Here is a 26,423-nt window from a genome sequence, read left to right on the forward strand (position 1 = left end):
CACCGTACGCAGCGGTAGCTGCATGGGATGGCAAAAAAGCACGAAGAAACAGAGGCCTCGCTTGTCCAAAAGGGCAAGCAATCAGGTGGTAGCCAAGGCGCAGGAGTATCCCGTCGTAGGCATTCCCACCGTCTCAAACTGACCGGTTATGTCGCGCGGCGAAAGTCGCTTCCAGTTGGCATTACATGGGATACAGAGCTACCCGGCTTCGGACTTCGCAAGCGCCAGTCGGGACACCTCACCTGGATTGTGAAGCACAGGCCAAGAGGCGTGCAGCGGATGGTGACGCTGGGAAACGCGGGAGTGGCGGCAGGAGCGCTGTGCGCACCCGCCGCGCGCGCTGCCGCGCGCAGATTGCTCATCGAAGCAACGCTTGCCGACCTCCCGCAAGCTCCGGAGAAGCTCAAGGCTCCACTCTTCGCAGAGTACGCTGAAGAGTTCTGGCTCGACTATTCGCCGCATTGGAAGCCTTCCACGCGCGATGCCTCGCGGGCTTACATCGACAAGCGGCTTATCCCAAGGTTTGGAACACTCTCTGTCGACGCGATTGAACGGGCTGACATCAATCGCTGGCGAGACAGCATGGGTGATGTGGGAGGAGCCTTCAATCGCAGCATCCCGGTCATGTCGGTTATGATGCAATATGCTGAGAAGCTTGGATATCGCGAGAAGAACACCAATCCTTGTCGCGGCGTCTCTCGCTTCAAGCGGGACTTGCCAGAACGCTACCTGTCAGCCGATGAATATCGAAGGCTCGGTAAGGTGCTGGCAGAGCACCGCGGTGCCAATGCGTTCGTAGTCCCAGCTCTCCTAATGCTGATCTATACAGGCGCAAGGGTTTCAGAGATTACGACGTTGCGCTGGCGCTACTTCCAGATACCGCGCCTCGCATTGCCTGACAGCAAGACCGGCCCGAAAACGATCTACCTCAACCCGCAGGCAGTCGATGTGCTCAATGGGCTGCAACGGCGCGGAGACGATCAACTCGTATTCCCGGCAATGTATCGCGAGGTGCCGATCAACCTGGGCCAACACTGGGAGAAGATCAGGCGCAAGGCGGCCTTGCCCGATGTCCGGCTCCACGACTTGCGTCACAGCTTTGCTTCGGTGGCCATCGCGAAGGGCATACCGCTTGCGACCATTGGCAAGCTGCTTGGCCATGCGCTTCCTGAAACGACGGCACGATACGCGCACCTCGCCGACGAGGTGATTTCGGAAAGCGCCGACCGCATCTGTTCTAGCCTCGCAAGCTCAATGGGGATGACCGCATGACCAGCTATGACCTCAAGCGTATCCTTGCCGAAGAGCTGGCGCGCGTTGTTCCTGGCGATGCCGGAAAGCGCCGCACGAGGTTCGACTACGTCCTTCCCGGCTTTGGAGAGCGTATCCATCCGTCCGGCAGAAAGAGTTACGTTCTTCAGCGCACGATAGGCGGCAAGCAGAGGCTCATCACCATAGGTGATGCGGCTATTCTAACCGAGCGGATCGCCAAGGATGTTGCACGCCGCCTCATCTTGAGGATCGAACTGGGCCAGAATCCGGCGGACAAGAAGCAACACGGGAAGAAGACACCGACCTACGCTTCCTTTCTTCGGCACTATTGGAAGGTGGCGGCTCCGACCTGGAAGCCATCCACGCTTGATATACACGACATCTACCGGCGAACGCATTTGAACCATGCGTTCACCGGAAAGTTCATCGACGAGATTTGCCATGCTGATGCGGTGCGCTGGCATGCAACGCTGACGCGCTCGGCAGGACCGGGCGCGGCAAACCGCGCTATGGAAATCCTGAAAGCCATGTTCGGCAAGGCGGAGGCATGGGGCTATCTCCCCGAACACTCCAATCCCTTTCGTGGCGTGAAGCGCAACAAAGGGCGGAAGATCGAACGTTCTCTGAGCAAAGCCGAGATGGCCCGTCTTGGAGAAGCCCTGGCACAGCATCGAGCCGACAAGCCCAATGAGGTGGCGGTCATTTCGCTCCTCGCTTTGACAGGATGTCGGCGCGGCGAAATCCTCAACCTCACTTGGGGCGAGGTTCAGGGACGCAAACTCAAGCTGATCGATACAAAGATTGGGCCACGTATCGTTGGGCTTGGTGAGGAGGCCAAGGCGATACTTGACGGTTTCCCTCGCTCGAAGAAACACGAGCGAGTTTTCCGCTTCGATACTCTGCCTGTCTCTGGAATCGAAGGGTTTTGGCGCATGCTGAGGGTCGAAGCAGGCATCGAGGATGTCAGATTGCACGACCTGAGACACAACTATGCGAGCCTCGCTGCAAGATCATCAGAAACTCTCCCGATGATTGGCAGCTTGCTTGGCCATAGCAACGTTAGAACCACCGCCAGATACGCGCATCTGGATGATGCTTACCTGCGAGAAACCGTTGAGTCAGTGGGAACCGAGATAAGAAGTCAGCTCTTCGAGACGTAGCGCTAGAAGCCGACATTCGGCTATCGACCTCAATTGCGGACGTGGAGGGCACGCTTATCCAATCATCAAAGCGGACGCAGTCGTCCACCTTTTCATCATCTGAGACTGTCGCTTACAAAGGTGAAAAAGGGACAATAGTGGTCTTTTACCGACGGTCCGTTGCAAGTTTGAAAGCTAACCCGACAAAGATCAAACTGGAAAGATATTGAAGGGCTGCGGCAGCGCTTGCATTCTTGGCTAGGTACTGGCCGACACGTCCCGCGAAGATACCCACCAAACCACATATCAAGGTGCCGCCGATATTAAGAATAGTTCCAAGGACGAGAAACTGCACGAAGACGCTTCCTTGCGTTGGATCAACGAACTGGGGGACAAGAGCGAGCATGAAAATTGCAACTTTGGGATTTAGTAAACAGACAAGTGTTCCTTCGCGCCAGATTTTTTGCAGGCTCTCGGATTCCGTTGGATGTTGTGCCGCGATATTGGACGGCGAACGCAATGTCTGAATTGCCAGAAAGATGAGGTATGCGACGCCGGCCCATCGCACAATTTCAAATGCGAGCGGGAAAGCCCCAAGAAATGCAGCCAGACCAAGGCCCGCTACGACAGCATGAATAAATGATCCGGTTGCGATCCCGAGCGCTGCGACTACACCGGCTCTGGCTCCAGACTTAGCACCTTGACCAAGGCAGAAAAGCATATCGGCACCCGGTGTTATGTTCAATGCGAGAGCGATTGGAACAAAGACCAAAAGTGTTTCAAGCCCAATCATAAAAAAACTCTCAATTCTAACGCTTTGCTAGATCGAAGATCTGGACCCGGAAAGGGGACGCGGGTCGGATCAACTATCACGAAATAATCAGAGATCAAACTCCGTCCGGCTTCTGAGTTTCTCTATTAAAACCAGACCGTCCGCTTCCCACCCCAGTATTGGACGTTGAAAGGCGGCTCGAACTGGGCCGATTGCGGACTGTCCGGTATCGGGCACTCGTAAACAGAAAGCGTACCTTCGCTTCCCAACCCAATTGTCAACTTTAGCGCGCAGCTAGAGATACGTCTGCGTTTATTGGCTCGGCAATCCGCCGTCCTTCTGCGCGCTCTCAGCCAATAACCTATCCAGTTCTGCAATCAGGGTTCTCCCTTTGATCGGCTTAATAATGATTTCGGAACCCCCGTCCGTGGGACTGCTCACGTTTCAGACCATGGCCGGAACAGTCAATGCCAGCGCTAGTGAGAGGGACCAGCAAGACATTCCAAGCCGAGTGATGTCGGTTGCCGAACCTAGCATCATCAAACTCAAGAGATGATCAGAGATCATTATACACTGGGCCTTGGTTAGCAGATTTGTCTAAACGAGATTCAATTCGTGACAGACAGGCTGGCGTATCCACGTCGAGCAACTCAATCTCGGGAATCCGGATTGTGCGGGTTGAGGGCTCTTGCAGCAGAACTCTGGTTGCGGTGTGGTTGCCGTTCGAGAGAAGGCGGCAGAAATCACTTCTTGGGAAGACTGCTGGAACACCACAAGCGTCGGGGTACTTGGTGCCAGCCCTCTGACCTGTTGATCCAGTTGTGGCGAGCTTTGCGATCGTTTGCGGCGACACCAGAGGCATATCGGCAAGCAGGAATACAACTGAGGCAGCTCCAATCTTATAGGCCCATTGTGCACCAATTCTGATCGATGATCCCAAGCCTGTCTCCGCTCGGTTGTTGAGCAGAAGAGTCCCCTTATTAGCGAGAGAGGCCCACGCTGCTCGATGATCTGGCCGGATCACAACACCGAAAGGTAAATCGACGTGCTGCACTGCTTGGATAGGAAATGAAGCAAGCGCTCGACTACCCAGTTTGACAAAAACCTTGTCGCCGCCAAAGCGCGTGGAATGCCCGGCAGCCATGATGCAAGCCACCGCGTCAGTGCATTTCATCGACTAATCTCTCATAGCGTTCCACAAGCTCAGCCAGGAGCGACACTGCCAGAGCATCCGGGTGCCGGGCAGACTCGAATAGCCCAACCGGGGCCCTGAGGCGCGCAAGAGCCTCGGGTGGGACTGCCAGTTCATCGAGCAGTGCAAGTCGCGCTGCTCTCGTTTTGGCACCGCCGATCGCTCCAACATAGAACGCGTTCGTTTCTAGCGCCCACAGCAGGATCACTCGTTCCCACTCATGCTCATGAGCTAGACAGACGATCGCAGTCCAACTATCGATTAAGATCGCACTGAGCTGCTGAGATGATGCCGCGGCATCGCGAAGACTGACATCGGCGCCGTAGCATGATCCGAGCCTCCGAAGTGCTCTGCTTTCGCCACCATCACCAAAGGCTACAATCCTAAGCGGGGGGATGTAGTGACGCGAAAATGGCTTAGCAAATTCATGCGCTGGCAGATCAATCTTTGCGGCCCGCCGCTGATCGAGCTGCTCAACCACAGGCCGAGCTATGGACGGCCCAATATCAGGATCGATTCTCACGTCAATTGTTGAGCCACAGGGTAGCCTGAAATCGATGATCGGAGACCCTTTCCCAAACCGTACTGTTCTGGGACTTCGAGTGGCTATCGCAGACCTTGCTTGTGACACCAGCTCCCGCTCAAGACAATTGTCTGCCAGATCTCCCATGGTTCGTTCATTAGGTGCGATCGCAAGCTGTGCCCCCTTTCGGCGAGAATAGCTGCCTTGGACAGCGACGAGCGTGCACAGCGAGCCACCGGCGTTGGCCAACATTCGGATCGCAAGATGATCGGCCGGGACACAATAGGTACTGTCTGAGGGGCTAGGAGAAGGCAGTTTCATGGATCACCTTTGATCGAAGTGGGACAGGCGGGAAGGCTTTCCAACCGGCCAGAAGGCCTAATCAGACCGGTCTCCTAGCTTGGCGTAGAGTTCGCTGACGGCCGCCTCGAGTATCCGCACACGCTCGTCGAGCTGCGCAGTCTGGGAGGTGGAAGGGTCGCCGAAGAGGCGGGCCGCCAAAGCTAGCTTTTCAGAAAACAATTCACGTCCTGTCATTGGTCAAACTCCGTTTGAGAGCGTGGCGCGCACGAAATTGGGCTTGCCTCTATTACTACAATTATTGTAGTGATTCGCAAGACAGCCTTGTCGAAGACCTCAGTCCTCACCGATCCTAAACGGAGATTCTCCCATGCTTACGATTGAAAACTATCTCACTGGATTTCGACATGCGATGGCCAATGGGGGGACTCTTCCCGCTTCAGCTCGCATGGATATTGAGGGCGCCGGTTCAATTCATATCGCCGATGGCCAAGTGAGTGACGGAGAAGAGCCTGCCGATTGCATCATGCATGCGAGCCACGAAACCTTTGACCAGCTTTACAACGGCACCCTCGATCCGACGATCGCGTTTGCAAAGGGCGACCTCAAGATTAATGGCGACATGGCCGTTGCGCTTGCCACGCAGGCTCTCTTCGAAAAAGCACGGTCGGCCTGACGATGGCGAGTGCGCCCACCGCACCGGCCCGAAATCTCCGACTGGAGATTGATGCCAGGTCATGCGTAGCCGTTGTCGAACCTCGTGACTTGCTCGTCACCGCGCTCAGGGAAAAGTTTGGCGCGACTGCGCCCCATGTCGGGTGCGAGAGCGGTCGGTGCGGCGCTTGCACTGTTCTTCTGGATGGCTCGCCAATCAAGAGCTGCATGATGCTCGCTCTGCAAGCGGAAGGTGCATCAATCACGACAGCCGAAGGCTTGCGTGAGCATCGGATTGGCTCGGTTCTTCAGGATGCCTTCAAGGCCTGCCATGGATTGCAATGCGGCTACTGCACGCCTGGTATGCTGGCGGCAGCCGTCGGGCTCCTTCAAGCCAATCCCAATCCAACCGAAGACGATGTGCGTCAAGCTCTGCGCGGCAATCTATGCCGCTGCACCGGTTACGAGCATATCCTCGACGCTGTCCAATTGGCTGCTGCCAATCTCCCTGAAGAGGCGTCGGCATGAAGCCGGAGACTGCGTATTCTGGAGAGCTGGCCGAGCCCGAGGGCTGGGTTGGAAAGGCCCTGCCGCGCCGAGAGGATGATCGGCTGCTTGAGGGTGCGGGGCGCTATGTCGATGACATATCTCTGTCCGGGCAATTGTATGCCGCCTTCGTGCGTAGTCCGCACGCTCATGCAACGCTAAGAAACGTCGATTGCAGCCAGGCATCGCGCGCGGCAGGTGCGAGCCTATGCCTCACGGCCGAAGATTTCAAAGAGCTCCACGAGGTCGCCCCGAATTGGGTCCTGCCACGCTCGACGCCGCGTGGTCGTCCTATCCTTGCCAAGGGAAAGGTACGCTATGTCGGGGAGCCCGTTGCGTTGGTCGTCGCTAGCAGTCCGGCCTTGGCGCGCGACGCAGCCGACCTTGTCGAGATCGATTACGATCCCTTGCCCGCAGTCCTCCACCAGGACGATGCCCGAGATGTTGGCGCACCGCTTGTCCATGACGACATGGAGAGCAACCTCGCTGCCACCTTCGCGCCGGGAAATGGCGGGTTCGAGGAAGCGGCAACCGGCGCACCGTTCCGCACGCAGTTCTCGCTGCGCAATCAGCGTTTGGTGCCATTCTCAATCGAAGGCCGGGCGGTTAACGCGGACTATGATCCCGTCACCGATCGGATGACGTTGTATATTGGGCATCAGATTCCGCACATGGCGCGGCGGATGGTTGCGTCGACAATCGGCTTCCCCGAGCATCGGCTGCGCGTGATCTCTCCCGATGTTGGCGGGGGCTTTGGTCCCAAGATGCACGTCTATCAGGAAGAGGCCGTGTGCGCGCTCGCCTCCATACGTCTCGGACGCCCGGTCAAGTGGACCGAGCGCCGCAGCGAGAATGTCTGCAACACAACGCATGGCCGTGACCACGCGATGCACGTCGACGTCGCGGCTGATCTAGACGGTCAGCTGCTCGCCATGAGGGTCGAAAGCCGCGCCAATATAGGCGCTTACATGTCGAGTATGGGATCAGGGATCCCAACCGTGAATGTCGGCCTGTTCGTCATGGGCGTTTACGATATCCCCAATGTCGAAGTCGACATCAGGTGCTTCTATACAAACACTCCGCCCGTCGACGCCTATCGTGGTGCCGGACGCCCAGAGGCGAGCTACCTTATCGAACGGACGATCGACCGCGTGGCCTTGGAGCTTGGGATCGATCAGGCGGAGATGCGGCGCCGCAACTTTCTGACCGAGAACCAGATTCCGCGCCGGCAGCCGACCGGAGCGATGATCGACACTGGTCGTTATCACCACACGCTCGAAGAGGCTCTCAAACGCAGTGATTACGAAGCGTTCAGAGCCGAGCAGAAGGCTGCAAGGCAGACCGGAAGTCTCATCGGCATTGGGATCGCCAACTACACCGAAAGTTGCGGAATCGGTCCCGGCCAGGTCCAGAAGCTCGTTGGCTTTGACCGTGGGGGCTACGAGAGCGCTCGCGTTCGTATGACGAGCGATGGCGGCGCAGTCGTGTTCTCGGGCTCTCACAGCCATGGGCAGGGCCATAAGACGACCTATGCACAAATCGCTGCTGACGAATTGGGTATCTCGCCTGATCGCATTGATGTGATCCAGGGTGATACTGAAAGCGTGCCCCAAGGCGTCGGGACCTTCAATTCGCGATCTGTGGCCGTTGGCGGGAGCGCGGTTAAGGTTGCAGCAGGCCGGGTTGCGGATCGCATTCACCGCCTCGCTGCGCATTTGCTGCAAGCAAAGCCGGAGAAACTTGAACGCGACGGGGACGTGTTCAAGGCCCCAGCTTCCAACACCAGCGTCACATTTGCCGAAGTGTGTCACGCTGCATGGACCGGCCACAACGTGCCGCCAGACCTAGGTGTGGGCCTAGAGGAAACCGAGTTCTATCATCCGACTTCGATGTCGGCCCCCTATGGCGCTCATATCGCTCAGGTGGAGATCGATAGGGAGACGGGCGAGCTTGCTCTGACACGATATGTTGCCGTCGATGACTGCGGTAAGGTGATCAATCCCCTGCTTGCGCGCGGCCAGGTGCATGGAGGTCTTGCCCAGGGCATTGGGCAAGCCCTTTGGGAAGACGGCATGCCGCAGGCCGATGGCAGCACGGTCCTCGATACGCCGCTGCCCCGTTTCGACATGCTGCCACGGTTTGAAACTTCGCACACCGTGACAGAGAGCTGGACTAATCCGCTGGGCGCGAAAGGGTTGGGTGAAGCCGGCGCGATCGGCGCTCCACCCGCAATCGTAAATGCAGCCATAGATGCCCTGTGGCATCTGGGCGTGCGCGAGCTCGAGATGCCACTTACACCAGCGAGCGTGCTGGATGCGATCGAGCATGCCGACGCAGGAGGCGAGCCATGATCCCGGCCTCCTTCGACTATGTGGCACCCTCAAGTCCGCGAGAGGCAATCCGGCTGCTCGAATCCGATAAAGATGCAGTCCTCCTTGCGGGGGGGCACAGCCTTCTGACGGCGCTGAAGCAGCGGACTAAACGCGCGTCTCGCGTCATCGACATCGCCCAAATCGGGCTCGGCGAAGTTTCCATTACGGTCGATGGTGATCTGAAGATCGAGGCCGCTGTGACTCAAACCGCACTCGCAGAGTATTGCGCGAAAGTGGGCTGGACCATCCTTGCCGAAGTTGGGGAAAAAGCTGGCGACCCGATGATCCGTGAACGGGGAACGTTCGTGGGCGCTCTGTGCGCTGCGGAACCGGGCGGAGACTGGGCGGCGGCCGCATTAGCACTAGACGCCCAACTGCACATTTACACTTCTAGCGGCGAGTATCACCTGCCCTATGCAGAGTATCTCGAAGATGGCCTTGCTGAATCGCACATGGTTCTTGGCGCCTTGGTTCCGGCACAGCATCGCAAGGCGCGACAAGGCTATGTGAAGGTCAAGCATGCCGGCATCGGATGGTCGGTCGCCAGTGTCGGCTTCGTCGAATGCGGAGAGGGCATTCAACTCGGCGCGGGTGGAGCACTGTCCAAACCGGCTCGGCTTCGATCGGTCGAGGATCAATTCGCGAAAATCGCTGCAACCGACGATCGACTGGCGTCCATCTTTTCGGCGCTCGAAGGGCTCGAATTCCATGGAGATCGTTACGCGCCCGCCGTCTGGAGGCGAAAGCGACTTGCGATCCTCCTTCGCGACATCACCCAGGCTCATTCATTCAAGGAACCAGCATGACAGATACAGCCGAACCGAACACGCCTGTTCGGAGCGAAGTGCGGGGGGCGCTCTCTCTCCTGACTCTTGCGCGCCCTCCGCACAACCTCGTCGAGCACAGCCTGCTCCAGGGTATCCTGGATGGCTTGAACGAGGCTGTCGAAAGCGGATGCAGGGCCGTCCTTATCAAGAGCGGACTGCGCAACTTCTCCGCTGGCGCTGATCTTGCACTCTTCACTCAGGATACGACTGATGGGGACCAGCCTTCGGGCCCAACGGTCATAGAGTTTCTCGACGCGGTCGAAAGCACGCCGCTACCAATCGTTTGCGCCATCCACGGCGCTTGCCTTGGCGGCGGGCTCGAAATCGCGTTGGCAGCTGACTACATCATCGCTGCTCGATCCTCGAAGATCGGTTCTGTTGAGGTCACTCTTGGTCTTCACCCGATCATGGGCGGTGTTCAGCGCCAGGTCGAACGTGTCGGCCTTGTGCGGGCCAAGGAGATGTCGATGCTCGGACGGCGCTATGACGCGGAAACCCTCGAATCCTGGGGTCTTATCAATGCCGTGGTCGATGACGACAAGCTGGAGGCTGCGGCGCTGTCGATAGCCGAAGAGCTTGCCAACGGTCCAACCATCGCAAACGCCGCGACAAAAGCGCTCGCGCGCGTCGCAGCCAATGAGGGTGTCAAGGCGGCTGATGATGTGATGGGCCGTCTGCAGGGGCCCGTATGGAATTCGGAAGACCTTCGCACCGGCCTCAACTCCTTTATGAAACGCGGGCCTGGTCAGACCCGGTTTGCGGGGCGCTAATGGCCGGTCCGCTCTCTGGCCTCAAAGTGGTCGATTTCAGCCGCGTTCTGGCTGGCCCGTTGTGTTCACGAACGCTCGTTGATCTCGGGGCTGACGTCACAAAGGTTGAGCCCCCGATCGGTGATGTAACCCGCTACGCGGCGCCTACGGACGGAGCGATGTCGGGTTACTACGCCCAGCAGAATGCCGGTAAGCGCAATATCAGCCTCGACTTGAACGTTCCAGAAGCTCGCGAAGTTGCCCTTCGGCTTTGCGATGGGGCGGACATCGTGGTCGAGAATTTCCGCGCTGGCGCCCTTGGAAGCTTCGGTCTTGACTACAATAGCGTTGCCGCGCGCAATCCGAGCGTGATTTACTGCTCGATCACTGGCTACGGTCAAGAGGGGCCCTGGCGAAGCCGCATGGCTTATGCGCCGACAGTCCAGGCCGAGGCAGGCTTCACTGCCACGAGTGAAGCGCATTATGGTGAGCGTCTTTCTGCGTTTATGACGGATAGCCTCAGCCACGCCGACGTTTACGCGGGCCTGCAGGGCGTCATTGCAATCCTTGCGGCGCTGCATGCCCGCGACAAGACAGGCGAGGGGCAGTTCATCGATGTTGCGATGGCGGCCACGCTCTTAGCGGTAAATGAAAAGGCACATCTTTCGCTGTCTGATCTTGATCCGCGCGACGAACCTCCAGTCCTGGGGGCAACCGATTGTCCCTTCTTCGTCGGACCTGAAGGCGAGCGCATCATTGTCGCCAGCAGTTTGATCGGAAGTCTCACGTTCCGGTTCTTCCTGACCGCCATGAGGCGCGTTGATCTTGCGAAAGATCCGCGCTTTGCGACCGCGGGCGACCGGCAAGCGAACTTTGATGAACTCCACGCGCTGGTGCAGCGCTGGATCGATGGCTTTCCGAACAAGCGTGCCCTTGATGCACAATTCGACGAAGCCAAGATTGCCATGGGCGAGGTTCGCACCATGAAGCAGATCGCCGCGTCCGAATGGTCCGAGTATTGGGGGGCGACACAGACCGTATCGGACCGCGCGGGAGGAGAATTCACTCTTCCTGGGCGACCGTGGCGCTTCTCTCGCGACCGGCTCGATGGCTTGGGAATGCCTGCCTTCCAGGGCGAAGATAACGAGGAGGTTTGTCGGGAGCTTGGCTTTAGCGAAGAGGAGCTTGCGCGGCTGATCAAGCAGCGCGCATTGCTATCAAACATTCCAGCGACCAGAGAAATGCCGAAATCGAAGCCCGAGGCGGCTACATGATCCCGAACCTGGCCCTTGGTATCATGGGCACGCTCGAGGGCAAGCGTGTCGTCGCCCGAGTTGATGACTTTGCGCTCGATCTATTCTTGCTGGCTGAAGCGGGTCTCTTACCGATGGCAGACGGCCAGGCTGAGGCGCTGCTCTCAAGCGACCTCAAAGCCTTCATTTCTCTTGGCAAGGCGCATCATCGCGCGGTTTATGAAGCCCTGGCCAACCTTCGTGCCACGCAGACTGATGAGCTTATCAAATATGGGCGGGTTGCCAGGGATGTTGAGTTATTGAGGCCGCTGGACCCTGGCGACTTCACCGATTTCTACGCAAACCGTTACCATGCCGCCCGTTCCGCAAAGCTGACTGGTGACCCCGACTTCTTGCCGGAAGCCTGGGACTGGATGCCGCTATGTTATCACGCTCGCACGGCCAGTCTCTTGGGCCATGGGTCGCAGATCATTCGCCCGACTGGTTGGCTCAAGGGTAAGAGGGGCTGGGGACACTACCCAAGCCGGGTTCTGGATTTCGAGATTGAACTTGGCTTTATCTTGAGACAGTCCACCCAGCCCGGAGAGAGGCTAAGAGCAGCAGACTTTGACGATGACGTCTTTGGATGCGCTGTTGTCATCGATTGGAGCGCTCGCGACCTCCAAAGCGCCGAGGCGAAGCCTCTAGGGCCGTTCCACGCTAAGGCCTTTGCAACGCAAATTGGCAACTGGGTCGTGCCCGTCGAATGCCTCGCATTGTCGGAGCGACCGGCCGGCGATCTGAGGCCAAATGGAAGAATGCCTGTGGAAGGAGCGCTGTTCGATGTCAGTTTTGAGGCGCATGTCCGTTCTGCAAAAAGCGATTGGGCCAAAGTCGCCAAAACCAGTCTGCTCGACATGGCTTGGACACCCGCCGAAATGATGGCGCATTTGACCCAAAGCGGAGCGCCCGTGAGAGCGGGTGATCTCTTCGCCAGTGGTACGATCTCAGGGCGCGGGCCCGATGCCCTCGGCTGCCTGATCGAACGAAAAGCCGAGGGATTGCCGAATCTTCCTCTTGGCGATGGAAGTGACCGCGCGTTTCTTTGCGATGGCGATTCTTTGCGGATTTCCGCATTCCTGGACCAGGCTGGTAATCAAGTGCCGCTTGACGAAGTCCAAGGCGTCATTACGCCAGCGAAAGAGGTATTGGAGACAGCGTAGTGAAAGTTAAGTCTTTCGAGGGAATGGTCTGCTCCATTGCCGGAGCGCTTGAATGGGTCGGTGATCGCTGGACCATGTTGGTCCTTCGCGACCTGTTCATAGGACTCACGCAGTTTGAAGAGTTCCGGGAATCGACGGGGATATCTCCAACCACCCTGTCTTCCAGACTAAACGCGCTTGTCGATGCGAGTCTCGTAACGCGCAAGCCTACCAAACCCGGTGGTGAACGTTTGGAATACCGCCTAACACAGAAAGGACGCGACTTGTGGCCCGTGATGCTCGCAATCGCGCATTGGGGCGACCGGCACGAGGCTTCTGGCAAATCCGAGCCGCCGATCCTCTTTGTCGACCGTGAGACCGGAAAGCCAGTCGAGCTGCAACTCGGAAACCGGGAGGACGGGAGCACAATTCGTCCGCAAGATATCGAGATCATCGCCGGGCCTTCGGCGGATTCCAAACATCAATGGCGCTTTGAACAGGCCGGGTCGAAGGTCATAGCTTTCCCGGGGCGAGCATCAAGAGAAGCATCATGAGCCGGCTTGTCGGTATCGGGATCCAGCTGTGGTCGCATGTGGCGCCTCGCGTTGCTGCGAAATGGCTGCTCGATAAATTCATGACCCCGCGACCATGGCGTCATTCATCGACCGAGCCTGATGGTGAGCGATACGATCTGGCGGATGGCGGTGTCCTATGGCGGGTCGGCGCCGGGAAGAAATCAGTACTGTTCGTGCATGGCTGGTCTGGTCATCGCGACCAGTTTGAGCCTGTGATTGCGGCCCTGCGGGAGCAAGATTGCGCGGTCTACCTGCTCGATCCGCCGGGTCACGGTGCCTCGGCCTCACAGCGTTCCAATCCGGTCCGCTTCATTCGAGCTGTGGAGGAAGCATTTTCCCTTGCTGGAAAGCTTGACCTTGCCGCAGGCCATTCGATGGGAGGAAGCGCATTGCTGCATGCAAGCCTCTCCAATCCTGAGCTGGCGCCGCGCCAGCTGGTTTCGATCTCGGCTCCCGCTGACTTCGACTACCCCATCAGATCAGCAGCGCGACTGGCGCGCTTTGGACGAACGGCTACGGAACGATTTGTGGCAATGGTTGAACATGAAGTCGGGAAGCCGAGGGATGAGCTCAAGCTGTTGCCCAAAGCGAAAGGCACCAAGCTACGGCTTCATGTGATCCACGATAAGGATGATCCGCAGATCCCCCTTTCGCATGCGCACAGTCTGACTGAGAACTGGCCGGACGCTGCGTTGTTAGAGACGGCTGGTCATGGTCATAACCGCGTCCTTCGCAGTGCCGAGCTTGTAGCAATGATTGATCGTTTAACTGCACTCGGAGTTCGCTAGTAAAGCAACTCTTCGCCGTCGAGGTGATCGGCGTATTCGCGTCCAGAACCGCAGATCGAGATTCCTTGTTATCAATTCAGCTGCGCAACGGCCGCTTTACCCCCACTAGCGGACGCCGGCCGGTTCGTGGCTGGCGCCCAGCAGCGGTCAGATCTCGATCTTCTCTGCAAGCGTGAGAGCGTCTTCTATGTCTACGCCTAGGTATCGAACCGTGTTCTCGATTTTTGAGTGGCCAAGCAAGATTTGGATCGCTCGGATATTTCCTGTGGCTTTGTAGATGATCGAAACCTTGGTCCGACGAAGCGAGTGAATGCCGTATTTCTCAGGTCGCAAGCCAATCGCCTCAACCCACTTATCGACCAACCGTGCATACTAAGATGCCGTGTGTGGTCTACACGGCTTGGAAATACAAAGCCATCGACTGAACCGCCTCGCAATTCAAACCAAGCGAATGGGCTGGCTCGCGCTTCCGCGGCAATTTCAAACTCGACCGGTCTGCCGGTCTTGCGCTGAGTGATTGCAGCGCGTTTTCATATATCAGGCCCGCTGACCAAATCGCCGATCTTCAATTCGACGAGATCGCAACCTCTAAGCTTGCTATCGATCGCCAAGTCGAACAACGCTCGGTCTCTGATGCGCTCTTCGCGATCAAAGAAGAAACGGATCGCCCAAATCTGTTTCTGGTTGAAGGGCCGCTTGGGACCGCCTTTGGCGCCAAAGTTCCAAGGCACTCGGTCTTGAGCAGCAGGGTCAAAGTGTGAGTAAGTCATCGTCAATCTCCTAGGCCGGAATAGCCGCAGAGAGTGTCCGCTTTTAGGAACTAAAATATTGGACCGCTATGTCTTAGACTAGGGCGCATTCCAAACCCTATGTGGGTGCGAGGCTACCCTTACATCACCCCCCCCTTATCTGAGCTATCGGGGCGCGGAACAAGGTCTAAGAAGACGTAGAGTAAGTGCCTTTTACCTGGCAATTCTCTGCGCGGTATGGACAGAACGAAACTCCCTTTTGCCGATTATTTGGTCTCCGGAAAAGCAGCGAACTAAGTTCGGCGAGAAACCACTTGGGGCGAAGCTAAGGGGATAGCGGCGGCGTTTTTCGTAGCCGGTCAAGGGCCGCAATTCTGTTCGCTTTTTTGCAGTATTTGAGTTCTCCAATGCCCCGATTTTCATTGTCGCCTCACGCAAAACCAAGGCCAGTTAGTAGCCCATAGCCGATCTTGCGAAGATTCCCAATATATCCTAAGAATTCCCATAGGCTCCCGCTCCATAAATAGAGCAGAAAATTCAGTGTGTTGAACGATACTCGCAAGTGACTGGAACCTTCCCCGCATATTGAAACTTGACAGCACACCGTACGCAGCGGTGCAGCCTTATAACTTTATGAATTCGCGAAGGAAATTGGTGGTGTCCACTTCTGGACCAGTTGCGGCACAGTCCTCTCTTGAGTGTGCCGAACTGGTCCAGTTCGCTGTAAAGTGCTGAGAAACATTAGAATATTTCCGGTTTCCTACACCCCAACCACTGGCATAGAGTGGCACTTGCCTTTCGAAGGGTGAGCCAGGTTCTTTGAACATCAAGGAGCTTGAATCATGCAACGAGATTACACGTTCACAATGGCCAATCGGGACCAGACGGGGCTTCCCGAAAGGCTTTCAGATCAATGCGAGTTTCCGTTTGAAGCTCAGCAACAACGGCGCGGAGCTGGACCCAATGAGCAGCCTATCCGGCGTTTCATTCGGCTCCGAGAAGTATTGCATCGCACAGGTCTAGGCAGATCCACGGTCTACCGCTGGATGGACGAAGGCAGGTTCCCAAAGTCGGTTCGCCTTGGTGGTCGTTCGGTTGCGTGGATAGAGCATGAGATCGACGAATGGCTTCAGGACCGGTGTCGATGAGGCGAACTCCGGATCGCCTGACAGGGACATAATTTCGTGTTCCCTGTCAGCGAATCCAGTGCATATTGGGGCTCTAAAACACCCTGTTCGAGTCACAATACCGGACTCACATTTCCACAAATTTTGGTGGGGGCATGGCTGGGGGCATGAACAAATGGCACTCGCTGAAGCCACTGATTTATCAGTATTTTAGATGCAAAATGTGAGTCCCGTAAGCGCACCAGCAACCGCAAGTTCTCAGCAGATTGGCCACCTGCCAATCCCCTGATCGGCCTTGGACCGAATTCCCGCCTTGGTGCCCACACAATTGGATCGCCGGGATACTCTCACCGGCCAAAGTCGTCCCATGCTGCTCCGCAGATAGAATCTGGATGGAGCGTGCTGCGCGGTGATCGCGAAAAAATAGGCCCGGTCGCCATGTAATGACGGCCGGGCCCTAGAGGTCCTCAGGGGGAGGAGAGAACTGGTTAGAACGAATAGCCCAGCGAGACTCTGAAATTGCGTCCTACGATGGGGCGTCCAAACGTCGCGGTGGTCACATCTCCGCCTACAGGCGCAAACAGGTCGGTCCTTGGGTTACCCTCGGTCAGGCCGATCGTATTGGTGAGGTTGTCGGCAACTACGGACAGTTCAAAGCCGCTGAAGAATCCAAGCCGTGCACCCGCGCCGAGCGAAGTGTAGCCCGGCAGCAGGATCGAATTGCCGATATCTGAGAAGCGATCACCTACGTTATAGACGCTCAGGAAAATGGAGCCCTCAGAGTCTCCGAGACCGATGTCTTGTCCATCGAATTCAAAACGTGGCCTGACCGAGATGATACGCGCTGGAATGCGCGGCACTCGGTTTCCAGAAATCGCCGAATCATCGACCTCCAATCCGCCGCCTGAAACCGTCAGTCCGGTCAGGTCAGGGTCCTGAAAAGTACCTTTTGCGCTGACTGAAAAGCCGTAAAATGGACCGACTTCGGCTTCGATCTCGATTCCGATCGTCTCACTCGCCTGAATGATCGTGGCGTCGATTACGTTGCCGTTGATATCGTTGACTGGTTCGGTGAAGGGCTGATCGTCAACCTCGCTGAAGAAGCCAGTGATGAAGGCTCGGAACTGCGGAGTGTTGACCTTAAAGCCGCCTTCCACTTGGAAGACAGAGCCGACCAAGACCGATCCCGTGTTTCCGGCACCGGCGGACGCTAGGTCGTCCAGTGTCGGGGTACGGAAACCATCGCTCACACGGCCAAAGGTTGAGAGCCAGTCGGTAACGACGTAGTTGCCTGCAAACGTCCAAGCGAATTCGTCATAGGTTTCACGGAACGATTCAAACTGCCCCGTCCCGCCAACGACCGCATCGTCTGCCGTTGTGGGCAAAGAACCTGTTGGAAGCAGTGTGTTCTGATCGCTCAAGTCGAATGTGCCGGGTATCTCGACCGCACCTTCGAGGGTCTGCGTTTCATAGCGGATGCCGCCGTCTAGACGCAGCCTGTCATTCACTTCCCATTCGTCAGAAAGGTACCAAGCGAAGACCTCGCCATCCCCTGAATAGTTCTGGAAGAAGCCGGTAGAGAAATTGGTGAAGCCGTTCTGCGACAGTGTGCCAAGAGCATTCCCGTCCCCGTCAATCGCCGTCAACTCGATCTGGCGCGGAGAGGTGTCTATCTCATGGACATATCCTGCAAAGGTCTGGAACTGATCGATGCTATAAAAGCTTGAGTAGAAACCGAATGTGACGTTGTGGATGCCAACGCTGGTGTCGAACGAGTTCGAGAGCTGGAAATCATTGATGAAGTTCTCATAGTCGGAATTGACCGGGAAGAATCCGCTCGTCCCGATGAGACCATTGCCATTGTTTCCACCTTGGCCGGCTGCATCTGGTAGTCCAAACGGCGTGCCGTCCAGGAATGAGGCGGTGACTGCAGCGACATCTGTTCCGAAAGCCGCCTGGGCAGCACCCAGCTGGCCAGCGAGGAAGGTGTTGGCGTCTTCAGCACCAAAGGCGATCGCCGAGTTGAATTGGGTTTCGCCATTGACGTAGCGGCTGCGGTTTATGACCGTGAAGCCGCCACCGAGATCGTATTCAATCTCTGCGCCGAAGGTTGTCGCCACGTTGTTGATACCATCGGAAAGATCAAACTCCTGGGGCCCGGTGGGAAACAGGAGCGTCGTGTTGCGAAGATCATCGCTAACCAGAGTGCCAGTGTTGGCATCGATACCGGTTAGGCTTGTCAGGTCGCCATCAGCATCAAGATCAAGCGGGATCGCGAGCAGGAACAGGTTTCGATCATTTATGTGGCTGGCCGAAACGGTGATTTCTCCACGATCGAAAGACTGGGTAAGGCTAGCCCGGATCTGTCCCCCTTCGTCTCCGCGGAAGCCCGGATCGCGCACTCCGTCGGCGACACGGTAAAACCCGCCAACTGCGAAGGTTGTGTCTTCACCGAGCGGTCCGGAATAGTTCGCATCAATGCGAGCATGTCCGAAATCGCCCCATTCGAGTTTGATCCCACCTTCCGGTACATCTGTCCCCTTCTTGGTGATGTAGTTGAAAATCCCACCTGGCGCGTTCGAAGCAAAGACCGATGACGAGCCGCCGCGCACTGCTTCAAGCCGCTCTGTGGAGAGGTCATTTCTGTAAAGCCCATCAGGAGTGAGGAAGCCGATCCCATGCTCCTCGAATACGGGAAGGCCATCAACCTGAATCTTGGAGAATAGGAATTGTCCTGGGGCTGGAATACCGCGAATGAAAACATTCGAAGCAGCCTGTCCACCAGATGACTCGGCCCAGACACCCGGCACCTGCGCGAAAAGGTCAGCCACTGTGAGGGGCGCGAGCTCGGCAATATCGTCGCCATTGAATGTCGATACCGAGACGGTGGCTTCGAATTGAGTCTGCGCAGTGTTGCCCGCGCGGCCAGTGACGATGATCTGATTGAGAGAATTGTCTTCATCCGCATTGGCACCAGCCGCTGCATCACCAGAGCCACCTTCTGCATCCTGCGCCCAAGCAGGGGAAGCCAAAAGTGCGGCCCCTGCCAGAAGAGAAAACTTGATTGCCATACGCTTCATTTGCCTGCTCCCAGTTTTTACGACTCGTCTTGATTCGAGTTCAGCGAGTAGTGTGTTAAAGCCCGGTTTTCAATTTTGCAAGCGCTTGCATTTTTATGCAGCGTTGGTGATCATTGAATCATTACCTAAAGAAAGGAATTCATAATGAGAATATTTTATAACTTAAATTCATAGTTTTATGACGGTATAGCCAAAGTACCTTTGTGCCGAGGGCTTAAAGTGCTAACGCTTGCAAAAATGAACAGGCGTTCGTCGAAAGATTGGCACGCCCTGTCGAGGATGGACCCGCGTCAGCGGTGAGGAGAAAAATGCCGACACTCACAATTTCTGCGCTCGATATCGGAATCGTGCTGGTCTATTTCTTGGGAATGATCGTGCTTGGCCTGGTGTTGGCGCGGCGTAGCAAAGGCGCGGAGGATTATTTCCTTGCGGGCCGGAATATGGTTTGGCCCTTCATCGGCCTTTCTCTGTTCGCTTCGAATATCTCGAGTACCACATTGGTCGGATTGTCGGGTGATGCATACGCAACTGGCATTTCGGTATACAATTACGAGTGGATGGCCGCCGTCATCCTCGTGGTCTTTGCCGTGGTTTTCCTGCCGATCATCTTGCGGCGACAGGTTTTCACAATGCCGGAGTTCCTAGCCGGCCGTTACGATGGGCGCATCCGTACTTACTTTTCACTTCTGACCCTGTTTTTGAGCGTTGTGGTGGAGACCGCCGGGTCTCTTTTCGCAGGTGCAATCGTAATCCAATTGATCCTGCCCGACGTGCCTTTGTGGCAAATCATGACGGTTCTGGCGCTGATTGCGGGATTCTACACCGTCACCGGAGGGCTTGCGGCTGTAATGATCACAGATGCCGTTCAAGCGATCCTGTTATTGCTTGGATCATCGGTCATTACCTGGATCGCGCTTGAGCAGATTGGCGGCTGGAGCGTGCTGATGGAAGAGGTGGGATCGGAAAAGCTTAGCCTGATCAGGCCCATCGGAGATGCAGGTGTCCCCTGGCTTGGCCTGATCACCGGGGTGCCGATTCTAGGCTTCTATTATTGGGCAACCAATCAGGCGATTGTGCAACGCGCCTTGTCAGCCAAATCGGTTGACCATGGGCGTTGGGGAGCGATATTTGCTGGCGCCCTCAAGCTGCCTCCACTCTTTATCATGGTCCTGCCCGGAAGCATGGCGATCTTGCTCTACCCTGAGCTTGAAAGCGCCAATCAGGTCTATCCGACCATGATGTTCGACTTGCTGCCAGCAGGATTGCTCGGCCTCACACTGGCAGGTTTCCTGGCAGCGATCATGTCGCAGATCGACTCTGCACTCAATTCTGCATCGACATTGGTGACGATGGATTTTGTCCGCCGCGCAAAGCCAGAACTTGATAGCCGTCAATTGATGCAGGTTGGCCGGGTCGTCATGGTCGGCTTTCTATTGTTCGCAATCGTCTGGGCACCGATTATCGCCGACTTCCGGTCGATCTTTGCGTATATCCAGACCATGTTCTCCTACGCCGTGCCACCGATCGTGGCTTTGTTTGTATTGGGGGTATTCTGGCGCAGGGCCAATGCCGCGGGTGGTGCTGCCTGCATGATGATCGGTCTCGCTCTCGGCATTGGTGGGTTTGTCGCCATTGAGGTGCTGGGCCTGTTCAGCCTGCACTTCCTCTATATGGCACCGCTCCTCTTCCTGGCCTGCTGCGTGGCTCTTGTGATTGGAAGCCTAACTGCTCCGCCACCAGATCCCGCGAGTGTCGAAGAGTTTATCTGGACTCCGGGCGTGTTCGCGGAGGAAAGTGCTGAACTGGCTGCCAAACCCGCTTGGCAGAACTACCGTTACCAAGCCGTTGCTCTGCTTCTAGTCACAACCGTGATCGTGGTGGCGTTTCGATGATTGAGGCAGGATCAAACGTGATCGGCACTGGCGATGCAGCGAGCTGGTGGAAGGGTGCGGTAATCTACCAAATCTATCCGCGCAGCTTTGCGGACAGCAATGGTGATGGCATTGGAGACCTTCGTGGGGCAATCGAGAAGCTCGACCATGTCGCCGATCTTGGTGTTGACGGCATTTGGCTTTCGCCTTTCTTCACATCGCCAATGGCCGATTATGGATACGACGTTGCCGACTACTGCGACATCGATCCCATTTTCGGAACCTTGGCAGATTTCGACACCCTCATTGATCGAGCCCATTCACTCGGCCTGAAAGTCATCATCGATCAGGTCTATTCCCACACCTCCGATCAGCATGAATGGTTCAAAGAGAGCCGCAGTTCATCCAAGTCCGCCAAAGCCGATTGGTATGTTTGGGCGGATGCGAAAGAAGACGGCACACCGCCAAACAATTGGTTATCCATGTTTGGCGGTTCGGCCTGGTCGTGGGACACGTCGCGGCGGCAGTACTACCTCCACAATTTCCTGCGCGAACAGCCCGACTTGAACTTTCACAATCCTGCGGTTCAAGATGCGATACTGGATGTAACTCGGTTCTGGCTAGACCGGGGAGTTGATGGCTTTCGTCTCGACGTTGCGAACAACTATTTCCACGATATCAAGCTGCGAGATAATCCTACCAGCGGCCGCACCGACTTAAGTCGACCCTATGATTTCCAGCACCATCGGTTCAATCGATCACGACCAGAGAACATCGCGTTCCTCGAACGCCTGCGTGCAGTTCTGGATGAATATCCGAACAAGACCAGCGTGGCAGAGATTGCCAGTGGGTCGAATCTGGTGCGCAGTCTCGAATACACAGAAGGCCAATCGCGCCTGCACACAGCCTATAATTTCCATTTCCTGGAGAACTCTTCTCCAACGCCCGGCTTCATTGAAAGTGCGCTGGAGGCATGGACAGACAAAGACGCTTGGCCTTCATGGTCTCTCTCCAATCACGATGTCCGAAGGGCACTTACGCGATGGTCCGATGCAGATGGATCGCCCGCAAGAGCCAAGATGCTCCTCGCTTTGCTGTTGAGCCTTCGCGGCACAATCTTCCTCTATCAAGGGGAAGAGTTGGGACTGCCGCAGGGAGATGTGCCATTTGACCAGCTGCGCGATCCTGAGGCTATTCGGTTTTGGCCGGACAATCTTGGACGCGATGGTTGTCGAACGCCGATGCCGTGGTCCAGCGAGGCGCTCGCTGCGGGCTTTTCGGAAGGTCAACCTTGGCTTCCGCTAGACGAGCGGCATCGTCAATTGGCTGTCGACAAACAGACCAATGAGAACGGCTCAGTGTTGGAGTTTGCGCGCCAGTTCATAACTACCCGCAGGTCATGCCAGGCGCTGGCATCTGGTGACCACCTCCCGGTTAGGGTGCAGGACCTGGATAGTCTGGTTTTTGAACGCCGGTGCGGTGGTCAGCGCGTCCTATGCGCATTCAATCTGTCTGAAACAGAGACCACCCACTTGCCCCTCGATCAGTACCAGTCATTCTCCCCTTTCGGTGCTCTGTGCCTTGAAGGTGCACTCGAGAGTGGAAAGTTGACCTTAGGTCCCAACGGCATCTTCATTGCTTGCGAAGAGGGCTGAGGGTAGAGGCTTGAATGATGCGCCGCACTACTGAAGTAACTATGGGTGATATCGCCAGAATGGCTGGCGTTTCGGAGTCGACCGTCTCCCGTGCTCTGGCGGGAAGCTCTCTTGTCGCGGCGAAAACGCGTCAACGCATCAGTGAGATCGCACGTAACGCCAACTTCTCAATCAATGAGCAGGCTAGAAACCTGGCTCTTAAACAAACTCGCACAATAGAAGTCATCTTCCCGATTGAGCGGGGGACTTTGCAGCAAGTTTCTGACCCGTTTTTCGTAGATATGCTGGCCGTTCTGACCGATGAGTTGGGCAAGCATGGCTATGATGTCCTGATGTCCCGCTCACCACCTTGGGATGAGGATCGGCCGGGATGTGCGTTTTTGGGTGCACGTGCCGATGGGGTTATCTTTGTTGGCCAAGGCCGGCACCGGTCTGACATTCGCGATTTCGCACGAAAGCACGGGAAGGTTGTAGTTTGGGGCGCCGTTTCTCCGGGAGACGATTACTGTGTTGTCGGGAGCGACAATGTCGGAGGGGCCAGGATGGCCACCACGCACATGCTCCAACTTGGACGGAAGAGGATCGCCTTCCTTGGCGACACCGACTTGCCCGAGATGCGGCAGCGATTTGAGGGCTATTGCGATGCACTGAAGGCGCATGATCTGCCAATTGACGAAAGCCTAGTGATCCACACCCCCTTCGATATCGAAAAGGCACGTGAAGTCAGTCAACCGTTTGTCGAACTCTTCCCGCGCTTCGACGGCATATTCGCATGCAGCGATATGATCGCAATCGCCGCGATTGCCAATTTGCGCCAAGCGGGGATCAAAGTGCCTGAGGATGTATCAGTTGTCGGCTTCGATGATATCCCTTCAAGTGCTCACGTAAGCCCATCGATCACTACGGTTCATCAACGCATCCACCGAGCCGGGATGCTCATGGTCGAAAGGCTAATGGGCATATTAGAAGGAGGAGCACCCGAACCGGTTGTGATCGAAACTGAGCTTATTGTCAGGCAGTCATGTGGCGCGCACTAGGAGGCCTAAGACACCGACGGTCCGCTGATTGGGGGCCTTGGTGCTCGCGGGTTGTCTAATTGGCCAATTGAGATTGCAGATCGACACACTTTGCTGTTTTTGGGCACTTCGATTCGGTCTCGACTGACACGGTTTGTGTTGTCCATTCCGTCCATTCATTTAAGTGTGCGGTTTGAAAGTGGTCGGAACAATTCGCTCTCTTTGCAGTTCGGCTTGAGCAGGTTCAGATCAACTGCTTGACCGTGCAGTACTGGTGGTTCAAGGAACAGGCTGCCGTTTCGGTGGGACGTATAACTTTGACAGCTCGGAAATCGGAAGGTGGGAAAGCCAGTTCGGCGCGCGCCTTCGCTCTCTTTGCGTGGGGCTGTGTTCTTTGCCAGGATGCGTTAGGCTCATGATCGGGATTGAACGTCGATCTTCTCGAATTGAGAGAACCCTGACCAAGGTCGGTGAGTATTGTTGGGATCGCCCTTGGTGGGTGCTCGGAGCATGGCTTATCGCCACTGTAGTGGCAGCTCTCATCACTGCTGCTTACGCAGACCGTTTGGTCAGCGGAGCAGGGAGCATCGAGGGAAGCCAATCTGCGCGTGTCGATGCCGAGTTGACCCGCGTGTTTGGCATCAGGGACAGTCAGACGCTTATCTTTACCTACAGTAATCCCGTGCTGAACCATGATATCGATGCACGGGATGCGTTTGTCGCCGAACTCGAAGACAAACTTTTCGAGAACCCGGTGGTTGAATCTGTCCTCCGGGCAAGTGATCTTGTTGATCAGCCTCGCGACGACAAGGGCCATGCGCTGGTAATCGCCCTGGACACCGAGGATGCACTTGCCGCTGAGCAGCAAGTTCCCGTAGTCAGAGAGGCGATTGCAGAGACTCTTCAGAATCGTCCCGACATAGAATGGGCTGTGAGTGGTCGTGGCGCAGTGAGCTACGACCTTGCGATCTTTAGCAATAATGACAGTATGAAGTCAGAACTTCGGGCTTTGCCGCTTGCTTTGCTGGTACTGCTCTACGCCTTTGGCGCCGTGTTATCAGCATCGCTGCCGATTATTACAGCGGTCGCTGCCCGCACCGTCGCCTTTGCCGGCATTGTGTTTTTTGCCGGATTCTTTGAGATATCGACCTTATCGCAAGCGATCGTAACGATGCTCGCTATCGCTTTGGGGATCGATTATTCGCTGTTCGTATACCACAGGTATCGCCAGGTCTTGAAGGATGCAGGGGCATGTGCACCTGACGAAATCGATCAGCGGCGGCGCGATGCATTCGCCGAAGCAATGGGGCAATCGGGCCTTGTTGTGCTTTACAGCGGGATTGCAGTAGCAATCGGCATGACATCGCTTTTGCTCACGCCAATGATGGAAATGCGTTCGATCGGGGTCGGTGGCTTGGCGGCTGTTGTGGTCAGTGTGGCTGCAGCGTTGACCATGCTTCCATCATTGCTGTCACTGATCGGCGCACGGGCGCTCGATTGGCCCAATCGCGCGAAGCCCGGCCGAGGTTATGAAGCCACTTCAGCGCGTTGGTGCGCGTGGGGGCGAAGCGTCGTTGCCCATCCATGGATAGCGATCGTCACCAGCCTTACCGTGGTGCTGCTGATGGCGGCTCCAGCCTTGTACACCCAAACTGGCTTTCCGGACGACGAGTTTTTCCCACAGGAACTCGAATCCGTGCGCGGGGTTCAAATGCTTGAGGAAATGGAGATCAAGGGCTTCAGCTCTCCGATCTTCATCATCATCTCAAGCAAGGATGGGGGCAAGGTTATCACCCGGCAAAGCACCGCGCAGTTGCGCGCGTTGAAGGACTCAATCGAGGCTGACCCGCGAATTGCCGAAGTGTCGACGCCGCGCCTTTCAGAGCGTCCTTCGTTCATGCCTTTCCCGGCGGGGAGTGCACAGAAATTGGTGAGCGAGACCGAGGACAAAATCCTATTCCGCGTGATCCCGCGCACAGACACCAAGTTGATCGAACTTCGCGCTCTGGTGCGCGAGATACCAAGTTGGATCGAATTGCCGGATGTCGTTGTAGAGGTCGGCGGACAACCGCAGTTTCTGAATGATTTCGACGAGGGTGTAACCGCGAGTTACGCACCGGTGATAATCTCTGTGCTGATAGCAACTGGTCTTGCACTTCTCCTAATGCTTGGAGCTCCGCTTGCGTCCTTCAAAGCACTGATGCTCAACCTTCTTTCAGTGGGTGCTGGATTTGGGATGGTCGTGTTTGTGTTTCAGCTTGGATACGGCGCAGAGGTCTTCGGCGTGGCAGGCCCGACCGAGCTGATCCCGAGTTCAGTACCAGTTGTGATTTTCGCAGTTCTGTTCGGTCTCAGCATGGATTACGAGATCTTTCTGGTAAGCAGGATGAAGGACATTTACCTTGCTTGCGGCGACAATGAGAGAAGCATTATCGAAGCGCTGGGCGACACAGGCTCTGTCATCAGCAGCGCGGCTCTGATCATGGCTCTTGTCTTTGGCGCATTCGCCTTTTCTCAAATCATCATCGTGCAGATGGTCGGAGTGGGCCTCGCGACTGCCATCCTTGTCGATGCCCTCATCATAAGGGCAGTCTTGGGCCCGGCCCTAATGATGGTCGCAGGCAAATGGAACTGGTGGCCACTTTTTCCGGACTCGAGCAACCATAGCGCCGAGCAACCAAAGCCCGCAGCTTAATGCGTGAATGCGATTAGCCGTCGCCTAAACGATCAAACTGCACTGCACGGATTCGATTGTTGTCCACGCTTATCCCGGTGGCATTGC

21 protein-coding genes and 3 pseudogenes are annotated in these 26,423 nt (G+C 56.4%); 17 read left to right on the forward strand and 7 right to left on the reverse strand.

Annotation, left to right across the window (positions count from 1 at the left end; genetic code table 11):
• Positions 1–27: 27 nt before the first annotated feature.
• Entirely contained in the window at positions 28–1,272 is a 1,245-nt protein-coding gene (locus Q0778_RS12370) for a site-specific integrase (RefSeq protein WP_298336448.1), read from the forward strand.
• Positions 1,269–2,432 carry a site-specific integrase gene (locus Q0778_RS12375; protein ID WP_298336450.1) on the forward strand — a complete coding sequence of 388 codons (1,164 nt, stop codon included), beginning with the start codon at positions 1,269–1,271 and terminating at the stop codon, positions 2,430–2,432. Before Q0778_RS12370 ends, Q0778_RS12375 begins: the two co-directional genes overlap by 4 nt.
• Positions 2,433–2,577: 145 nt before the next feature.
• Here Q0778_RS12375 and Q0778_RS12380 read toward each other — a convergent pair whose 3' ends face one another.
• From Q0778_RS12380 to Q0778_RS12395, 5 genes and pseudogenes are all read right to left on the reverse strand, one after another.
• Entirely contained in the window at positions 2,578–3,204 is a 627-nt protein-coding gene (locus tag Q0778_RS12380) for a LysE family translocator (protein ID WP_298336452.1), read from the reverse strand.
• 535 nt (positions 3,205–3,739) lie between these two features.
• The gene (locus tag Q0778_RS12385; RefSeq protein WP_298336454.1) at positions 3,740–4,357 is read right to left on the reverse strand and encodes an NTP transferase domain-containing protein; all 618 of its coding nucleotides are present in this window, start codon (positions 4,355–4,357) and stop codon (positions 3,740–3,742) included.
• A complete protein-coding gene (locus Q0778_RS12390) occupies positions 4,344–4,898 on the reverse strand; it encodes an XdhC family protein (protein ID WP_298336456.1) in 555 nt (184 codons plus the stop codon). Before Q0778_RS12390 ends, Q0778_RS12385 begins: the two co-directional genes overlap by 14 nt.
• A 63-nt stretch (positions 4,899–4,961) precedes the next feature.
• A pseudogene (locus Q0778_RS16370) lies at positions 4,962–5,219 on the reverse strand (XdhC family protein); the annotation flags it as partial.
• A 57-nt stretch (positions 5,220–5,276) separates the two neighbouring features.
• Positions 5,277–5,435, reverse strand: a complete 159-nt coding sequence (locus tag Q0778_RS12395; RefSeq protein ID WP_298336458.1) for a hypothetical protein — start codon at positions 5,433–5,435, stop codon at positions 5,277–5,279.
• A gap of 211 nt (positions 5,436–5,646) precedes the next feature.
• Here Q0778_RS12395 and Q0778_RS12400 point away from each other — a divergent pair, with 211 nt between their 5' ends.
• From Q0778_RS12400 to Q0778_RS12445, 10 genes and pseudogenes are all read left to right on the forward strand, one after another.
• On the forward strand, positions 5,647–5,874 hold the full coding sequence (locus tag Q0778_RS12400; protein WP_298336460.1) for an SCP2 sterol-binding domain-containing protein: 228 nt from the start codon (positions 5,647–5,649) through the stop codon (positions 5,872–5,874).
• A 2-nt stretch (positions 5,875–5,876) separates the two neighbouring features.
• Positions 5,877–6,065: pseudogene (locus Q0778_RS12405) on the forward strand (2Fe-2S iron-sulfur cluster-binding protein); the annotation flags it as partial.
• A gap of 15 nt (positions 6,066–6,080) precedes the next feature.
• Entirely contained in the window at positions 6,081–6,380 is a 300-nt protein-coding gene (locus tag Q0778_RS12410) for a 2Fe-2S iron-sulfur cluster-binding protein (RefSeq protein ID WP_298337651.1), read from the forward strand.
• Positions 6,377–8,749 carry a xanthine dehydrogenase family protein molybdopterin-binding subunit gene (locus Q0778_RS12415; RefSeq protein WP_298336462.1) on the forward strand — a complete coding sequence of 791 codons (2,373 nt, stop codon included), beginning with the start codon at positions 6,377–6,379 and terminating at the stop codon, positions 8,747–8,749. The genes Q0778_RS12410 and Q0778_RS12415 overlap by 4 nt, the downstream gene beginning before the upstream one ends.
• A complete protein-coding gene (locus Q0778_RS12420) occupies positions 8,746–9,576 on the forward strand; it encodes an FAD binding domain-containing protein (protein WP_298336464.1) in 831 nt (276 codons plus the stop codon). The genes Q0778_RS12415 and Q0778_RS12420 overlap by 4 nt, the downstream gene beginning before the upstream one ends.
• Positions 9,573–10,367, forward strand: coding sequence for an enoyl-CoA hydratase/isomerase family protein (locus Q0778_RS12425; RefSeq protein ID WP_298336466.1), 795 nt, complete (start codon positions 9,573–9,575; stop codon positions 10,365–10,367). The genes Q0778_RS12420 and Q0778_RS12425 overlap by 4 nt, the downstream gene beginning before the upstream one ends.
• Positions 10,367–11,620 carry a CaiB/BaiF CoA-transferase family protein gene (locus Q0778_RS12430; RefSeq protein WP_298336468.1) on the forward strand — a complete coding sequence of 418 codons (1,254 nt, stop codon included), beginning with the start codon at positions 10,367–10,369 and terminating at the stop codon, positions 11,618–11,620. The genes Q0778_RS12425 and Q0778_RS12430 overlap by 1 nt, the downstream gene beginning before the upstream one ends.
• Entirely contained in the window at positions 11,617–12,801 is a 1,185-nt protein-coding gene (locus tag Q0778_RS12435) for a fumarylacetoacetate hydrolase family protein (RefSeq protein WP_298336470.1), read from the forward strand. The genes Q0778_RS12430 and Q0778_RS12435 overlap by 4 nt, the downstream gene beginning before the upstream one ends.
• Positions 12,801–13,334, forward strand: coding sequence for a helix-turn-helix domain-containing protein (locus Q0778_RS12440; RefSeq protein ID WP_298336472.1), 534 nt, complete (start codon positions 12,801–12,803; stop codon positions 13,332–13,334). The genes Q0778_RS12435 and Q0778_RS12440 overlap by 1 nt, the downstream gene beginning before the upstream one ends.
• Positions 13,331–14,143 carry an alpha/beta fold hydrolase gene (locus tag Q0778_RS12445; protein WP_298336475.1) on the forward strand — a complete coding sequence of 271 codons (813 nt, stop codon included), beginning with the start codon at positions 13,331–13,333 and terminating at the stop codon, positions 14,141–14,143. The genes Q0778_RS12440 and Q0778_RS12445 overlap by 4 nt, the downstream gene beginning before the upstream one ends.
• A gap of 147 nt (positions 14,144–14,290) precedes the next feature.
• On the opposite strand, the pseudogene Q0778_RS12450 reads toward Q0778_RS12445, so the two are convergent.
• A pseudogene (locus Q0778_RS12450) lies at positions 14,291–14,913 on the reverse strand (tyrosine-type recombinase/integrase).
• Positions 14,914–15,758: 845 nt separating this feature from the next.
• On the opposite strand from Q0778_RS12450, the gene Q0778_RS12455 reads away from it, so the two are divergent.
• Positions 15,759–16,040 carry an AlpA family transcriptional regulator gene (locus Q0778_RS12455; protein ID WP_298337655.1) on the forward strand — a complete coding sequence of 94 codons (282 nt, stop codon included), beginning with the start codon at positions 15,759–15,761 and terminating at the stop codon, positions 16,038–16,040.
• Positions 16,041–16,507: 467 nt separating this feature from the next.
• On the opposite strand, the gene Q0778_RS12460 is transcribed toward Q0778_RS12455, so the two are convergent.
• Entirely contained in the window at positions 16,508–19,099 is a 2,592-nt protein-coding gene (locus tag Q0778_RS12460; RefSeq protein ID WP_298336477.1) for a TonB-dependent receptor, read from the reverse strand.
• Between the two features lie 308 nt (positions 19,100–19,407).
• On the opposite strand from Q0778_RS12460, the gene Q0778_RS12465 reads away from it, so the two are divergent.
• The 4 genes from Q0778_RS12465 to Q0778_RS12480 all read left to right on the forward strand — a co-directional run bounded on the left by Q0778_RS12465 (position 19,408) and on the right by Q0778_RS12480 (position 26,336).
• The gene (locus Q0778_RS12465; protein ID WP_298336479.1) at positions 19,408–20,991 is read left to right on the forward strand and encodes a sodium:solute symporter; all 1,584 of its coding nucleotides are present in this window, start codon (positions 19,408–19,410) and stop codon (positions 20,989–20,991) included.
• Positions 20,988–22,625: an alpha-glucosidase gene (locus Q0778_RS12470; RefSeq protein ID WP_298336481.1), complete on the forward strand. Its 1,638-nt coding sequence runs from the start codon at positions 20,988–20,990 to the stop codon at positions 22,623–22,625. Before Q0778_RS12465 ends, Q0778_RS12470 begins: the two co-directional genes overlap by 4 nt.
• A 14-nt stretch (positions 22,626–22,639) precedes the next feature.
• Positions 22,640–23,662 carry a LacI family DNA-binding transcriptional regulator gene (locus tag Q0778_RS12475; RefSeq protein WP_298301034.1) on the forward strand — a complete coding sequence of 341 codons (1,023 nt, stop codon included), beginning with the start codon at positions 22,640–22,642 and terminating at the stop codon, positions 23,660–23,662.
• A 394-nt stretch (positions 23,663–24,056) separates the two neighbouring features.
• Positions 24,057–26,336, forward strand: coding sequence for an MMPL family transporter (locus tag Q0778_RS12480; RefSeq protein WP_298336483.1), 2,280 nt, complete (start codon positions 24,057–24,059; stop codon positions 26,334–26,336).
• The last annotated feature ends 87 nt before the right edge of the window (positions 26,337–26,423 follow it).

Origin of the sequence: uncultured Erythrobacter sp. (assembly GCF_947502395.1) — a bacterium.
GTDB lineage: Bacteria > Pseudomonadota > Alphaproteobacteria > Sphingomonadales > Sphingomonadaceae > Erythrobacter.

Bases quoted from the DNA above. Each gene is read 5' to 3' on its own strand.
- Q0778_RS12370 (WP_298336448.1), top strand. From the start codon at position 28: ATGGCAAAAAAGCACGAAGAAACAGAGGCCTCGCTTGTCCAAAAGGGC.
- Q0778_RS12375 (WP_298336450.1), top strand. From the start codon at position 1,269: ATGACCAGCTATGACCTCAAGCGTATCCTTGCCGAAGAGCTGGCGCGC.
- Q0778_RS12380 (WP_298336452.1), bottom strand. From the start codon at position 3,204: ATGATTGGGCTTGAAACACTTTTGGTCTTTGTTCCAATCGCTCTCGCA.
- Q0778_RS12385 (WP_298336454.1), bottom strand. From the start codon at position 4,357: ATGAAATGCACTGACGCGGTGGCTTGCATCATGGCTGCCGGGCATTCC.
- Q0778_RS12395 (WP_298336458.1), bottom strand. From the start codon at position 5,435: ATGACAGGACGTGAATTGTTTTCTGAAAAGCTAGCTTTGGCGGCCCGC.
- Q0778_RS12400 (WP_298336460.1), top strand. From the start codon at position 5,647: ATGGATATTGAGGGCGCCGGTTCAATTCATATCGCCGATGGCCAAGTG.
- Q0778_RS12410 (WP_298337651.1), top strand. From the start codon at position 6,081: ATGATGCTCGCTCTGCAAGCGGAAGGTGCATCAATCACGACAGCCGAA.
- Q0778_RS12415 (WP_298336462.1), top strand. From the start codon at position 6,377: ATGAAGCCGGAGACTGCGTATTCTGGAGAGCTGGCCGAGCCCGAGGGC.
- Q0778_RS12420 (WP_298336464.1), top strand. From the start codon at position 8,746: ATGATCCCGGCCTCCTTCGACTATGTGGCACCCTCAAGTCCGCGAGAG.
- Q0778_RS12425 (WP_298336466.1), top strand. From the start codon at position 9,573: ATGACAGATACAGCCGAACCGAACACGCCTGTTCGGAGCGAAGTGCGG.
- Q0778_RS12430 (WP_298336468.1), top strand. From the start codon at position 10,367: ATGGCCGGTCCGCTCTCTGGCCTCAAAGTGGTCGATTTCAGCCGCGTT.
- Q0778_RS12435 (WP_298336470.1), top strand. From the start codon at position 11,617: ATGATCCCGAACCTGGCCCTTGGTATCATGGGCACGCTCGAGGGCAAG.
- Q0778_RS12445 (WP_298336475.1), top strand. From the start codon at position 13,331: ATGAGCCGGCTTGTCGGTATCGGGATCCAGCTGTGGTCGCATGTGGCG.
- Q0778_RS12455 (WP_298337655.1), top strand. From the start codon at position 15,759: ATGGCCAATCGGGACCAGACGGGGCTTCCCGAAAGGCTTTCAGATCAA.
- Q0778_RS12460 (WP_298336477.1), bottom strand. From the start codon at position 19,099: ATGAAGCGTATGGCAATCAAGTTTTCTCTTCTGGCAGGGGCCGCACTT.
- Q0778_RS12465 (WP_298336479.1), top strand. From the start codon at position 19,408: ATGCCGACACTCACAATTTCTGCGCTCGATATCGGAATCGTGCTGGTC.
- Q0778_RS12470 (WP_298336481.1), top strand. From the start codon at position 20,988: ATGATTGAGGCAGGATCAAACGTGATCGGCACTGGCGATGCAGCGAGC.
- Q0778_RS12475 (WP_298301034.1), top strand. From the start codon at position 22,640: ATGATGCGCCGCACTACTGAAGTAACTATGGGTGATATCGCCAGAATG.
- Q0778_RS12480 (WP_298336483.1), top strand. From the start codon at position 24,057: ATGATCGGGATTGAACGTCGATCTTCTCGAATTGAGAGAACCCTGACC.